General features: G+C 66.7%; 13 protein-coding genes, 1 tRNA gene and 1 pseudogene. 5 read left to right on the top strand and 10 right to left on the bottom strand.

Features of this window, described 5'->3' with window-relative positions:
- Positions 1 to 34: 34 nt before the first annotated feature.
- A complete protein-coding gene (gene mfd / locus HUU99_RS01760; RefSeq protein WP_174284852.1) occupies positions 35 to 3,502 on the top strand; it encodes a transcription-repair coupling factor in 3,468 nt (1,155 codons plus the stop codon).
- Positions 3,503 to 3,604: 102 nt separating this feature from the next.
- Here mfd and HUU99_RS01755 read toward each other — a convergent pair whose 3' ends face one another.
- Together HUU99_RS01755 and HUU99_RS01750 are read right to left on the bottom strand one after the other, a co-directional pair.
- Positions 3,605 to 4,030, bottom strand: a complete 426-nt coding sequence (locus HUU99_RS01755; RefSeq protein ID WP_174284851.1) for a YybH family protein — start codon at positions 4,028 to 4,030, stop codon at positions 3,605 to 3,607.
- Between the two features lie 2 nt (positions 4,031 to 4,032).
- Positions 4,033 to 5,721: a putative bifunctional diguanylate cyclase/phosphodiesterase gene (locus tag HUU99_RS01750; RefSeq protein WP_174284850.1), complete on the bottom strand. Its 1,689-nt coding sequence runs from the start codon at positions 5,719 to 5,721 to the stop codon at positions 4,033 to 4,035.
- A 99-nt stretch (positions 5,722 to 5,820) separates the two neighbouring features.
- Between HUU99_RS01750 and moaA the strand changes: the two genes are divergently transcribed.
- The 3 genes from moaA (at position 5,821) to HUU99_RS01735 (ending at position 7,892) form a co-directional block, all read left to right on the top strand.
- Entirely contained in the window at positions 5,821 to 6,858 is a 1,038-nt protein-coding gene (gene moaA / locus HUU99_RS01745) for a GTP 3',8-cyclase MoaA (protein WP_302479964.1), read from the top strand.
- A gap of 22 nt (positions 6,859 to 6,880) precedes the next feature.
- Positions 6,881 to 7,660 carry an NAD kinase gene (locus tag HUU99_RS01740; protein WP_174284849.1) on the top strand — a complete coding sequence of 260 codons (780 nt, stop codon included), beginning with the start codon at positions 6,881 to 6,883 and terminating at the stop codon, positions 7,658 to 7,660.
- Between the two features lie 157 nt (positions 7,661 to 7,817).
- Positions 7,818 to 7,892, top strand: a tRNA-Asn gene (locus HUU99_RS01735).
- Positions 7,893 to 8,015: 123 nt separating this feature from the next.
- Here the strand turns inward: HUU99_RS01735 and HUU99_RS15450 are convergent.
- The 7 genes and pseudogenes from HUU99_RS15450 to HUU99_RS01700 form a co-directional block, all read right to left on the bottom strand.
- A pseudogene (locus HUU99_RS15450) lies at positions 8,016 to 8,138 on the bottom strand (ATPase, T2SS/T4P/T4SS family); the annotation flags it as partial.
- Positions 8,139 to 8,347: 209 nt separating this feature from the next.
- Entirely contained in the window at positions 8,348 to 8,995 is a 648-nt protein-coding gene (locus HUU99_RS01725; protein WP_174284848.1) for a nuclear transport factor 2 family protein, read from the bottom strand.
- Between the two features lie 100 nt (positions 8,996 to 9,095).
- Positions 9,096 to 9,845, bottom strand: coding sequence for a nuclear transport factor 2 family protein (locus HUU99_RS01720; protein ID WP_254602862.1), 750 nt, complete (start codon positions 9,843 to 9,845; stop codon positions 9,096 to 9,098).
- Between the two features lie 194 nt (positions 9,846 to 10,039).
- Positions 10,040 to 10,441, bottom strand: a complete 402-nt coding sequence (locus tag HUU99_RS01715) for a hypothetical protein (RefSeq protein ID WP_217430732.1) — start codon at positions 10,439 to 10,441, stop codon at positions 10,040 to 10,042.
- Positions 10,442 to 10,534: 93 nt separating this feature from the next.
- Positions 10,535 to 11,224 carry a helix-turn-helix transcriptional regulator gene (locus HUU99_RS01710; RefSeq protein WP_174284846.1) on the bottom strand — a complete coding sequence of 230 codons (690 nt, stop codon included), beginning with the start codon at positions 11,222 to 11,224 and terminating at the stop codon, positions 10,535 to 10,537.
- On the bottom strand, positions 11,221 to 11,391 hold the full coding sequence (locus HUU99_RS01705) for a hypothetical protein (protein ID WP_174284845.1): 171 nt from the start codon (positions 11,389 to 11,391) through the stop codon (positions 11,221 to 11,223). Before HUU99_RS01705 ends, HUU99_RS01710 begins: the two co-directional genes overlap by 4 nt.
- 147 nt (positions 11,392 to 11,538) lie before the next feature.
- Positions 11,539 to 11,751 (bottom strand): winged helix-turn-helix transcriptional regulator, encoded by a 213-nt coding sequence (locus tag HUU99_RS01700; protein ID WP_254602861.1) that lies wholly within the window; start codon positions 11,749 to 11,751, stop codon positions 11,539 to 11,541.
- A gap of 360 nt (positions 11,752 to 12,111) precedes the next feature.
- On the opposite strand from HUU99_RS01700, the gene HUU99_RS01695 reads away from it, so the two are divergent.
- The gene (locus HUU99_RS01695; RefSeq protein WP_174284844.1) at positions 12,112 to 12,717 is read left to right on the top strand and encodes a CC0125/CC1285 family lipoprotein; all 606 of its coding nucleotides are present in this window, start codon (positions 12,112 to 12,114) and stop codon (positions 12,715 to 12,717) included.
- Between the two features lie 40 nt (positions 12,718 to 12,757).
- Here HUU99_RS01695 and HUU99_RS01690 read toward each other — a convergent pair whose 3' ends face one another.
- Positions 12,758 to 13,147, bottom strand: a complete 390-nt coding sequence (locus tag HUU99_RS01690) for a response regulator (RefSeq protein WP_174284843.1) — start codon at positions 13,145 to 13,147, stop codon at positions 12,758 to 12,760.
- Positions 13,148 to 13,150 lie beyond the last annotated feature (3 nt).

Raw genomic sequence — 13,150 nt, 5'->3', positions numbered from 1 at the left:
ACCCCGGCACAAGGCCGGGGTGACGAAAGTTGAAATGCCCGACCTCAAGACGATCCTGACCGCCAAGGCCCCGCTGACGCTCGCGGGCGTTCCGACCGGTTTCCTGCCCTCGCTGCTCGCCGACCTTGCCCGCGCCGCACCGTCGCGCGCGGTATTCATCGCGCCAGACGACGCCGCGATGCGGGCGATCGCGGCGACGGCGGCGTTCTTCGCGCCAGACCTGGAAATCGTGCCATTCGCCGCCTGGGATTGCCTGCCCTACGACCGCGCATCACCGACGCTCAGGATCATGGCGGAGCGGATCGGCGCGCTGCACCGGTTGCAGGCGGCCCCGAAAGGCCCGCAACTCGTCCTGACCACGGTCAACGCCGCGACGCAGCGCGTGCTGACCCCGTTCCGCATCCGCCAGCTGGTCGCCTCGCTCGCGCCCGGCGAGCGGATCGGGCGCGACGATTTGGCGACGCTGCTCCAGGCGAACGGCTATGTCCGCACCGATACCGTCCATGACCAGGGCGAATATGCGGTCCGCGGCGGCCTCGTCGATCTCTATCCTTCGGGCGAGGATCAGGCGCTGCGGCTCGATTTCTTCGGCGACGAGATCGAGAGCGTACGGACGTTCGATCCGCAGGACCAGCGGACCACGGGGCGGATCGACGGCTTCACGCTGCTGCCCGCGTCCGAGGCGCTGCTCGATGCCGAGCAAGTCAAACGCTTCCGCAGCCGGTACCGCGAGAGCTTCGGCGCGACCGCGACGGGCGATCCGATCTATCAGGCGGTCTCGGACGGGCGGCGTCAGGCGGGGATGGAACATTGGCTGCCGCTGTTCGAGGAAAAGCTGGCGACCTTGTTCGATCACCTCGGGAAAGAGGCGATCGTCGTTCACGACGCGGGCGTCGCGCAGGCGGCCGAGGGGCGGTTGGAGGCGATCGCCGATTATTTCGAGAATCGCCGGCGCGCGGAGGCTTCGCAGCCGGGAAGTTATCGGCCACTTCCCGCTAAGGCGCTGTATATAAACGCGAAAGAGTGGACCCAGGCGCTGACGGATGCACGGTCGCACATCGCGACCCCGTTCCATGAGCCGGAAAGCGCGACGGTGCTGGATTTCGGAGTCGACGGTCCCCGCGATTTCGGGCCGGAGCGCAACAGCGGGGCGAATATCTACGAGGCGGTGGTCGAGCATATCGGCGCGCTTCGCAAGGAGGGCCGCAAGCCGATCCTCGCCAGCTATTCGACCGGATCGCGCGAGCGGCTCGCGGGGTTGCTGAAGGATCACGGGCTGCACGGCGGCACGGCAGCGGAGACTTGGCAGGCAGCGCTGGGCGTTGCCGACACCAGCAAGACCGCGGGCGTCGCGCTCGTCGTCCTCCCGCTCGACCACGGCTTCACCGCCCCCGGCATCGCCGTCCTCACCGAGCAGGACATGCTCGGCGACCGCCTCGTCCGGCGGCGCAAGCGCAAGAAGTCGGCGGACGCGTTCCTGGCGGAACTCGCGACGCTGACCCCGGGCGATCTCGTGGTGCACGTGGATCACGGCATCGGCCGTTATCAGGGGCTGACCTCGATCCCCGTCGGCCAGAGCCCGCACGACTGCGTCGCGGTGGAATATGCGGGCGGCGACAAATTGTTCGTGCCGGTCGAGAATCTGGAAGTCCTGTCGCGCTACGGATCGGGCGAGGACGGCGCGTCGCTCGACCGGCTGGGCGGCGAGGCGTGGCAGCGCCGCAAGTCGAAGATGAAGGAGCGAATCCGCGAGATCGCGGGTGACCTGATCGCGGTCGCCGCCGAACGCGCGGTGCGGCCGGGCGACGTGCTGGAACGCGATTCGAGCGGCTATCCGAGCTTCGTCGACCGCTTCCCGTACGAGGAGACCGACGATCAGGACCGCGCGATCGACGACGTCATGGTCGACCTGTCCGCGGGCAAGCCGATGGACCGGCTGATCGTCGGCGATGTCGGCTTCGGCAAGACCGAGGTCGCGCTTCGGGCTGCGTTCGTCGCGGCGCTGGCGGGCAAGCAGGTCGCGGTCGTCTGCCCGACGACGTTGCTCGCCCGCCAGCATTTCAACAATTTCGTCGCGCGCTTCGAAGGCTTCCCCATCGAGATCGGTCGCCTGTCGCGCCTCGTCACCGCGGCGGAAGCGAAGAAGACGCGCGATGGGCTGGCCGAGGGCACGATCGATATCGTCGTCGGCACGCATGCGATTCTCGCGAAGTCGATCGATTTCAAGCACCTTGGCCTCGTCGTGGTCGACGAGGAGCAGCGCTTCGGCGTCACCCACAAGGAGCGGCTGAAAACCCTCCGAGCGGACGTCCACATGCTGACGCTGACCGCTACGCCGATCCCGCGGACGCTGCAAATGGCGATGTCGGGCATCCGCGAGCTGTCGGTGATCCAGACGCCCCCGGTCGATCGCCTGGCGGTCCGCACCTATGTCATGCCCTGGGACCCGGTCGTGCTGCGCGAGGCATTGCTGCGCGAGCATTATCGCGGCGGGCAGAGCTTCGTCGTCGTGCCGCGGATCGCCGACCTGTCCGAGATCGAGGATTTCATCCGCGAGGCGGTGCCCGAGGTCCGCTACGTCGTCGCGCATGGCCAGATGTCCCCGACCGAGGTCGAGGAGCGGATGAGCGCATTCTACGACAAGAAGTTCGAGGTGCTGCTGTCGACCACGATCGTCGAAAGCGGGCTCGACATCCCGAGCGCCAATACGATGATCGTCCACCGCGCCGACCGGTTCGGGCTGGCGCAGTTGTACCAGCTGCGCGGCCGCGTCGGGCGATCGAAGACGCGGGCCTATGCCTATCTCGTCACCCCGCCCGACCGGCAGATGACCGATACGGCGGAGAAGCGATTGAAGGTCCTGTCCGACCTCGACTCGCTGGGCGCGGGGTTCCAGCTGGCGAGCCACGATCTCGATATCCGCGGTGCCGGCAATCTGCTGGGCGACGAACAGTCGGGGCATATCAAGGAGGTCGGCTTCGAACTCTACCAGTCGATGCTGGAGGAGGCGATCATGGATGCGAAGGCGGGCGGCATCCGTAACGCCCCACGCGATTTCAGCCCGCAGATCACCGTCGATGCGCCGATCCTGATCCCCGAGGACTATGTGCCCGATCTCGATCTGCGCATGGGGCTGTACCGCCGCCTCAACGAACTCGACGCCGCGAGCGAGATCGAGGCGTTCGCGGCCGAGCTGATCGACCGCTTCGGCGCGCTGCCCGACGCGACCGAGAACCTGATCCGAGTCATCGAGATCAAGCTGGCGTCGAAGCGGGCGTGCATCGCGAAGATGGATGTCGGACCGAAGGGCGTGCTGGTGGGCTTCCACGACGACAAGCCGCCCAATGTCGAGGGGCTGCTGGCCTATGTCGCGCGGCTCGACGGTCTCGCGAAGCTGCGACCCGACAGCAAGCTGGTGCTGCAACGCGCCTGGCCCGACGCGAAGGCGCGGCTTCACGGCGCGCTGCAGCTGGCGAAGGGGTTGGCGAAGGCGGCGGGATGACGGTGCGTCCCCGTCCGTCATGCCGGACTCGTCGCGGCATCCAGAGCCGCGCGCCGATCCCGCTGCGGCCCTGGACCCCGGGACGAGCCCGGGGTGACGAGATCAGCTGCTGTGATCCGAAATGACCTTCCACCCCTCGGGCCGCTGTTCGAAGACGAGCGTCGTCATGCCGTGCTCCGCTGCTTTTGCCGGATCGCCCGGTGTCAGGTGCCAGCGCGCGAACAGGATGACGTGCGAATCGTCGAGCGGGCGATATCGAAGCAGATCGAACGACAGCCGACCGCGGCGATTCCTGCCCGCGATGAAACTGGGGCGGTAATGGTCGGCGATTTCGGGCCGGCCGTGGATCAACCCGCCGGGCGTAACGAAAATGGCATCGTCGGCGTAGATCGCGACGAACGCGTCCAGCTTACCCGCATTCCATCCCGCCGCGCTGGCCGTCATCGCCCCGTCGATCCCGGCCTGCCATGCCGCCACCGGCGTCACCGCCATCGTCATCGCCGCCACCGGTAAAAGCGTCCACCGCATCGTCATTCCCCCGCCATCATCGCGACCAGCGCCGCCTCGTCGAGCGGCGGTGCGGTCAGGAAACCCTGGTACAGGTCGCAACCGGCCGCGGCCAGCAACGCGCGCTGGTCGGTCGTCTCGACCCCTTCGGCGATCACGCCAAGTCCGAGCGAGCGCGCCATCGTGATGACCCCGCCCACGACGACCCGGTCGCGCGCCGATCCGCCGATGTCGCGGGTCAGCGCGCGGTCGATCTTGAGATAATCGAGCGGCAATGTCTTCAGATAGGCGAGGCTGGAATAGCCCGTCCCGAAATCGTCGATCGCGACCCGGCATCCCGCCCCGCGCAACGCCGCGAGGAAGGCGGAAGCCGCAGTCAGGTCCTCCATCAGCCCCGATTCGGTGACTTCGATCGTCAGACGTCCGCGCGGGAAACCGCTGGCATCCAGACGCGCGAGGAACAGGGCGGCATAGCCCGGGCGCGCGACATCGGCCGCGGTCAGGTTCACGGAAACGCGCAAGCCCGCCAAGGCCTGCGGCCAGCGCGCCGCGCGTGCCAGCACCAGCCGCTGGATATGTTCGGACAGCGCGATCCCCAGATCGGCACGCTCGGCGGCGGCGAACAGTGCCTCGGCCCCCAGCACGCCGAGCGCACCATGTTCCCATCGCGCCAGCGCCTCGACGCCCGTGATCCGGCCGCTTGCGATCTCCACTTGCGGCTGGAACAGGATGTCGATCTCGCCGCGCTCGATGGCGTGGTGCAGATCGACCGCGAGCGAATCGATCGATGTCGCACCTTCCGCGTCGGCGACGTGCATCGTCGCACCATCGCTCGCCTTTGCGCGAATCAGCGCCATGCTCGCCCGGCGCATCAGGGCCGCGCCGTCGTCCCCGGCATCCGCCAGCGCGACGCCGAGCCGCGATCCAAGCGCGGCGGTCGCGCCTTCGACGATGAAGGGCCGCGCCAGCGCCTCGCCCAGCCGAGCCGCCAGCACCTCGATCCGATCGGCGGTCGCGTCCTCGACCAGCAGGGCATATTCCGCCGCACCGATCCGGAGCGTCAGCAGCCCCTCGCCCCCGACGGCACGTGCGGTCGTCGCTATCCTTCGCCCAGCGGCGTCGATCAACGCATCGCCGACCGGACGACCATAGGCCGCGTTGACGATGTCGAGCCGCGACAGCGAGGCCAGTACCACCCCGACCGGCAGACCCGCGGCGATCCGCGCATCGAGCCAGCGGCGGGCATCGCCCGCGTCGCGGTCATCGGTGGGTCCGCCACGCCGTTCGACCTCCGGATCGCCTTTACCGCCGGTGCGTTCGGCATGGCGCGCGGCGAACCGGATCGCCTCGCGCACTTCACTGGCATCGCCTGAGTCGATGAGGAAATGCGTCGCACCCGCGGCATAGAAATCGGTGAGCATTTCCGTATCGCCGCGGGCCAGCAGCACCAGCAGCGCCGCCGATCGCGATTCGATCAGGCCGCCCAGACCGCCTGCCGCCTCGAGCGCAGGATCGATCGAACCCCGCGCATCGACGAGCACGACAGACGCGCCGCTGTCGACGAATGCCCTCGCCGGGTCGATAGTGCGGTGCGGCACGATCGCCGACCATGCGGGATCGGCGATCCGTGCCAGCAGCGCGTCCTGATCTCGCCATGCGAGCACGAGCAATGCCGCCGGTGCGTTCGTGTTCTCGTCTTTACCCTGCCCCATGACCCGACCGTAGCCGCCACGCCCCCCTGCGCCAATCCCGGTAGGGGCCGATCCCGGTAGGGGGTTGTCGATACGGCGCACGCGTCCTAGCTCTGGCCGGTGACGATCGCCCCTGTTCCAGACCGCGTTTCGGCGCTTGCGCCCGAGCCCGCGCCGCTCGTCGATGCGCATGGGCGGACGATCAGCTATCTGCGTATCTCCGTCACCGATCGCTGCGATCTGCGCTGCCGCTACTGCATGGCGGAGGAGATGATTTTCCTGCCGCGGAGCGCCTTGCTGACGCTCGACGAGATGGCGATCATTGCCGAACGCTTCATCGCGCGCGGCGTGACGAAAATCCGGTTGTCCGGCGGGGAACCGCTGGTACGCCGCGACGTCGGCGATCTTGTCCAGCGGTTGGGGTCGCATGTCGGTACGCGTCTGGACGAGCTGACGATGACGACCAACGGCACGCGGCTGGCGGACCATGCGGAGGCCATGGTCGATGCGGGCATTCGCCGGATCAACGTCAGCCTGGACAGCCGCGATCCAGACCGGTTCCGCTTCATCACGCGGCACGGCGACGTCGCGAAGGTCATCGCCGGAATCATGGCGGCACGCGACGCAGGGCTGCGCGTGAAGATCAACATGGTCGCGCTCGCCGGCCTGAACGAGGACGAGATCGGGTCGATGCTGGCCTGGTGCGCGGACGAGGGGCTCGACCTGTCGCTGATCGAAACGATGCCGCTGGGTGCGATCGACGAGGACCGGGTCGACCGCTTCCTGCCGCTGACGCGAGTGTTCGACGATCTGGCGGGCCGGTTTCCGCTGGTCCGCGACGGGCGGCGTACCGGGGGGCCGGCGCGCTACTGGCGGGTCGAGGGTACCGAAACGCGCCTCGGCCTGATCTCGCCGCTGACCGCCAATTTCTGCGATGGCTGCAACCGGGTGCGGCTGACGACGGAGGGCCTGCTGTATCTCTGTCTGGGGCATGACGACCGGGTCGACCTGAAGACCGCGTTGCGCGGCGGCGGGATCGCCGGGTTGGACGCCGCGATCGACGACGGCCTCGCCGCCAAACCCGCGCGCCACGACTTCCGGATCGGTGTCGGCGAGGCACCCGCAGTGGCGCGGCATATGAGCGTCACCGGCGGATGACTCGCTTCGCGCCGGGGGGCGGATGACCGACTATCCGCGGCGCGCGCTCGTCGCCTCGCCGACGCCCCCCGCACAGGTCGCGGCGGCAGAACTGGCGGACGCGGCCGACTGGGTCGATGTCGACGATGCCGATGTCGTCATCGCGCTTGGTGGCGACGGCTTCATGCTGCAGACGCTGCATGCAATGCTGGAACGCCGCAGACCCGCCGTGCCGGTGTTCGGGATGAACCTCGGCACGGTCGGCTTTCTGATGAACGAATGGCGTCGCCACGGCCTCGATGACCGGCTGTCGCGTGCGAAACCGTTCAAGGTCACGCCGTTGTCCGCGACGATCGAGGGGGCGGACGGGCGCATCCATACGCTGCCCGCGATCAACGAGGTGTCGCTGCTGCGCGAGACGCGACAGACCGCGCGGCTGGAAGTGACGGTCAACGACCGCATCGTGCTGCCCGATCTCGCGTGCGACGGCCTGCTGGCGGCGACGCCGGCGGGATCGACCGCCTACAACCTGTCCGCGCATGGGCCTATCCTGCCGCTAGGCTCCGCGTTGATCGCGCTGACGCCGATCAGCGCGTTCCGTCCGCGACGCTGGCGCGGCGCAATCCTGCCCGACAAGACGCGCATCGCGATCCGCGTGCTCGACGCCGACAAGCGCCCCGTCTCCGCCGTGGCGGACCAGCGCGAAGTCCGCAACGTCGCGCGGATCGACGTCGCGATGGATCGCGCGCGTGAACTGACATTGTTGTTCGACCCCGAACACGCGCTGGACGACAGGATCACGATGGAACAGTTCATCGCGTAGGGTGGGCAGCCGCACATTGCGGCCGGACTCACCCAAGCGCGGCCCGCGTCGCCCCCGGGCGACGACCGACGGCACGGCTTTGCGGCGTCGGCCTCGTACCCCCTGGCAGGACTTGCATCGCGCTTCCGCGCAGGTATAGGAACCCCCGCACCGGTATTCCCTGATAGCTCAGCGGTAGAGCTCTCGACTGTTAATCGAGTGGCCGTAGGTTCGAATCCTACTCAGGGAGCCAATTCGGAACGAAAGTGCGAACTTCGTCCGCCGTCGTCTGGCGACGGGCACTTGGCTCGAGTCAAGGATAGACTGGAGCGGCACCTCAGGGCATATTGGAGCCTGCGGCGTAGGCGGGCGCGGCGAGCACGCCGACCGCGGCACCAGCGTGCAGCGTGCCGACGCCGCCCGGATGGCCGGTGCCCCGGGCCTCGATCAGGTCGAGCGCCTCGCCGCCGCGCACCTCGCCGTTCGGGATGAGGTCGGGCACCCCTATCTTGCGCCCACGCCCGACATAAGGGCTCGAAGTCAGTGAAAGCCTCATCAGCTGCTACAGTGCATTTTATAGTTCGTTAACCGGAACGCGAACGTAAGAGCCGGCAGAAAAGCTGCTTCCTATATCAAATTCCTCGGCGCTCGATATCGGTTTCCTGGCAATGAACGACGATCAAGCCAAGTCTATTTGGTGGAGGGCGGTTACGGGTTCGGCAGGTATACTTCTCCATCATACGCTCCGATTCTTTCTTGCGTCAGCCACATCCGTTCGCCTGCGCGCAACGCGACAACGGTTTCGGGCCGATCGACACCCGGGAGATCGTCGCGGACCGTCGATCCGCTCTTCTCCGCCAGATAGGCGATGTGGCGATACGACGGCCGGAACCCTGCCAGCAGCGCGAGGTCCAGTTCGGGCACTTGCTGCGGGTTCACCGCTGCAAGCACGTCGCGTATGTAGATCGAGCGCAAGCCGGCAATCAGCCAGTGCGCGCCGTCGCGCTGCGCGCGCCACTGCAAACGGCAGTAGCTGACGACATCGACATCGACGCCGTCCACCGCCGTGAATGCGTGTACCGTACAGTTCGAATCGACCAATGCGCGATCACGCAGGACCGTTACGGCCGATGCGCCCATTTGGTGGAACGTATAAAGGGGACCGCCCGCCGCTTCCCGGGTGGCAGCCGTGAACTGCACGCCGCTGCCGGTGAACCATGATATGTCGACGGTCGAGTCCTGATGGTAGAACGCGCCCATGTCCGACCACAACCCCGCATCGCGAGCCGCGCGCTCGCGTACGATCATGTCAGTGACGGCAAGCCGATCGAGAGCCTCGTGCGAGGAAAGGGTCACGGGGCGCTCAAGAAACAAGCGATCGGTACGGACATCGGCAAGCGGATCGCAGCTCGGCACGGGCCATCGACCATGTGCCGCCCGCGCCGCCGACCTTGCATCAGACCTGCTCCAGCCACCGGCGTTCTGCCGCCCGCAAGGCATCGACCGTTTCGGGGCGATCCACGCCCGGAAGATCGTCGCGCGCGGGTCGGCCGCTCGCCGCGAGCACGTAGCTCAGGTAGCGATAGGATGCCCTGAAACCGGCGAGTTTGCTTTCGTCGACCTTGACGTCCTGGTTCGGCCCGCAGGCAGCCAACGTGTCCCGGATGTAGATCCCCCGCAAACCGGAAATCAGCCATCGACCGGCGACGTTCTGGAGACGCCATAGCAGACGGGTATAGCTGATGTTGATGACGTCGATGCCGTCCAGAGCCAGGACGGTATGGACGGCACAGGAGGTTTCGGCGATCGCCCGGCCGTTCCGTACCCAGATGACGGGAGGACTCATCGAATCGAAGTTGACCGTATCTGACGGCTCGCGCTTTCCCGTCTCGATGAACGCCGACGCCGTGCCTTTGAACCAGGAGACTTCGACCCACGCATCAGGATGGTAACACGAAGTTGCGACTTCGGCGTTGTGGGTTTCTCTTGCCCAGCGCTCGAGCATGATCACGTCGGTAATCGCGACGCGGTCCGTCGATTCGTCGGGATGTACGCCGGACCCGGGCTTCGCCAATGAGCCGCCCGCTGCCGCGGCGTGGCGTGGCACCGCTACTGCAACCAGAGCGGCGAGGCCGCTTCTCAACGCCACGCGCCGCCATAGTCTGGGCTCTGCCATCGTCGGTTCGACTTGATCGAATGCCACCATCGTCAGGGTCCTTCACATGCCGCAGCCTCGGGAATGGGATCGCGAGCCTTACGCATGGCGAATACCATGACGCTCATTTCTGCCGGCGAGAGCAATAGGCCACCGCACGGGCTACGCACGGATATACGCAGGGTTCCGAGGAGGATCGCTGCCGGCCTATGCGTAGCCGGGGCCGGACCGCGCCGGGCGGGGCTTCATGCCAAAGCGCGCGCGAAAGCGAGGAACGCGGCCGTCTGCACCTGCGCACCCGCCGCCTGCTTGCGGGCAACGACGCGGTCCCAAACGAACGCGAGCGGCCCGGATATGGAGATGGTTACCGTAACCGTCGTTACGGTGCCACTCGACGCAAACTGGTGGTCGGTGCGCATCCGGGCCAGCGGCAGGCGCGCAAGATCGGAAAAGCGAGTCGGACGCTGCATATCGACAACCGCCATCGCGACTTGGGGGCCGCGCTTGGGCTTCAGCGTGAAGGGCGCGCCGACGCGCACCTCGCCCGATATCCGGGCCCATTCAAGTTCGTGATCCCATTCCGGCCAGCGTTCGATCGCGGCGATAGCCGTGAACAACAGCTCAGCCGACAGGTCGGTAGTCGTCATGTGGGAATATTGGAGCATCGGCGTTCCCTTGAAAGAGACGGTCAGCCTACGCCCCGGCTGCGACAGAAACTGTCAGCATGATAGAGTCGATCGCTACGGCGACGGTACCCCTTCCAGGCGACGCCACTCGGCAACGAGCTGCGCGCGGCGTCGTGGATAGCGCTTCTGGCCGACAGCGAGGATCGTCGCGCGGTCGGTCCGGAAGTGGCGAAACGTCTGTCGCAGTTCGCACCATGCGATGATGATCCGCGCGCGATCGAAATAAGCCAAAGCGATGGGCCAGACGTTACGTTCGGTCGAGCCGGCCGCCGCATCGACGTAGGTGATCGTGAGGGGGCGTTCGCGCCGGATCGCATCGCGGATCAGCGGAAGGTGAGGCTCATCGCTTGTGATCGCATCGTCAGGCCCGACTAGGAGGAACGACAGGTCCGCCTCCTCACGAAGCTCGGGCGGCAGCACGGCGACGATCTTGGCGAGCGCGCTCTTGCCCGAATGCGCGAGGCGGCGATCACCGCGCATCGCGACCCAGCGCGCGCCGAACACGATCGCTTCGACCTCGTCCTCACTGAACATCAGCGGCGGCAGCAGAAACCCCGGCTTGAGGACGAAGCCGATCCCCGCCTCCCCCTCGATGGTGGCACCTTGAGTCCGCAGGCTGGCGATATCGCGATAGATCGACCGCACGCTGACGCTAAGCTCGGCGGCAAGCGACGCGGCGCTCACCGGAAAGCGGTGGCGGCGCAGACATTGCAGAACCGCAAACAGGCGCTCGGCACGGGTCATGGTCGACACGTATCATACACGATCCCGGAAATCCCGTGGCTGGGGACGTCTTCGCTAACGCGGTTCTCCTCGGGAGCGATGCGGACGCCCTCGGCCTGACGCTGGGCGTGGGTGATCGCGCCGGTGCATGCGTTGCCGGTCTTCTCGAAGATGCCGATGATCGGCATGTCCGACCTCCTTTGGTGTCTCGATCCCGCGGCCATCGCGGCCTCGATGGCGATCGAGGGGGCGGAGGGGCCATCACGGGGGCGGCAATGGGCCGCGTGCTACGACATCGATCCGCAGGAGGGCTGCACCCGTCGGCGCACGTCCTATCATCGAGCACGGGCAAAATGCGTGCCGCCCCACTCCGCCATCGCCCGAAGCACCTCGCCCAGAGTCGTGCCATGTGGGGTGAGCCGGTACTCGACGTGCGGCGGCACTTCCGCGAACACCTGCCGATAAAGGATCCCCTCGTCCTCCAGCTCGCGCAGGCTGGAGGTGAGCATGTGCTGGCTGATACCGGGGGATGGCACGCCGAAGCTCATTGAAGCGGCACGTGCGCGCAAGCAGCTGCCAGAGGATCAGGATTTTTCCATCTGCCGCCAAGCACGCTCAGCGTGGCAGCGATCTCGGGCGGAGGCATGACCAGCCTGCTCCGCTCCGGACAGGTCGCGCCGACAGTCATGTTTCGCATCCTACACCGGCGCGTTGCGTGGGCATGCGACATCGCGCTGCATTTGCTGGGTGCCTGACACAGCGCCGGTCCCGCGGCATTCGGCACGCTCTACCATCGTCGGCCGGGCGATGAATAATCGTTCACGGAGCGAAGTCGTTCATCGGTCGTTCCACATCTCATAGCCAATACGGAACCATCCACCGCATTGGTACCCGGACGGAGATGACACATGGCTTTCTCAATCGGTCGCAAGATCATGTTTGCAGCGCTTGCGTCGAGCACGCTGATGGTCGCGGGTTGCGCGACCGAAACCACGTTCCGCCCTGCAACCGGACGAGGCTTCGAACGCCAGGGCTATAGCGATCGGCAGATCGAGCCCGGCCGCTTCCTCGTCAGCTTTGCCGGCAACAGCGTGACGTCGCGCGACACGGTCGAGCGCTATCTGTTCTTCCGCGCGGCGCAGCTGACGCTCGAACAGGGCTATGACTATTTCCTGATGGCCGACCGCGATACGAAACTGCAATCGCGGACCTACGCCACGCCCGGCCTCGGTGGCCCATGGGGCTATGGCGGCTTCGGTGGCTATTGGGGTCCGTCGTGGAATTTCTACGGCCGCGGTTATGGCTGGCGTCGTTTCGGCGGCGGGTTCGGTTATGGCGGGTTCGGCGGCTTTGGCGGATTCGGCGACGATTTCGACGTGCAGACGATCGACCGGTTCCAGGCGACCGCGGAGATCGTGATGCGTCACGGCGCAATCCCGCAAGGCGATATCCGTGCGTTCGACGCGCACAAGGTCGTCGCGACGATCGGACCGAGCGTCGTCCTGCCGAAGTAAGTCCGTCGGCGGCATCGATGGTGCCGCCGATCGTTAGCGTTCAGACGATCGTTCCGCCATCGGCGGCACGCGCGAGGATTCGTCCCATCGCGTCGAACAGCGCGTCCATCGCAACCGGTTTGAACAGCACCTCGTCCGCCCCCGCCGCCAGACACTGATCGCGAAGGTCCAGCGCGGCATCCGCGGTGACGACGATGATCGGAACGCCGGCCTTCGCGTCGGTGCGCGCGCGGATATGGCCGATGGCGGTCAGGCCGTCCATGCCGGGCATCCGCAAATCGACCAGAAGCATGGCGTAATCATTCTGATCGAGCAGCCGCAGCCCCTCCTCCGCGCTGTCCGCCTCCGTCATGGTCGCGCCAGCAACGTCCAGCATGTCCTTCACGACCCGCCGGTTCATCCGATCATCTTCGATGAAAAGTACGTTCATATC

The organism is Sphingomonas bacterium (assembly GCF_903642285.1).
Taxonomy (GTDB): Bacteria; Pseudomonadota; Alphaproteobacteria; order Sphingomonadales; family Sphingomonadaceae; genus Sphingomonas.
The sequence above is the reverse complement of the archived record's forward strand: the minus strand, read 5'-3'. Positions and strand labels throughout refer to the sequence as shown.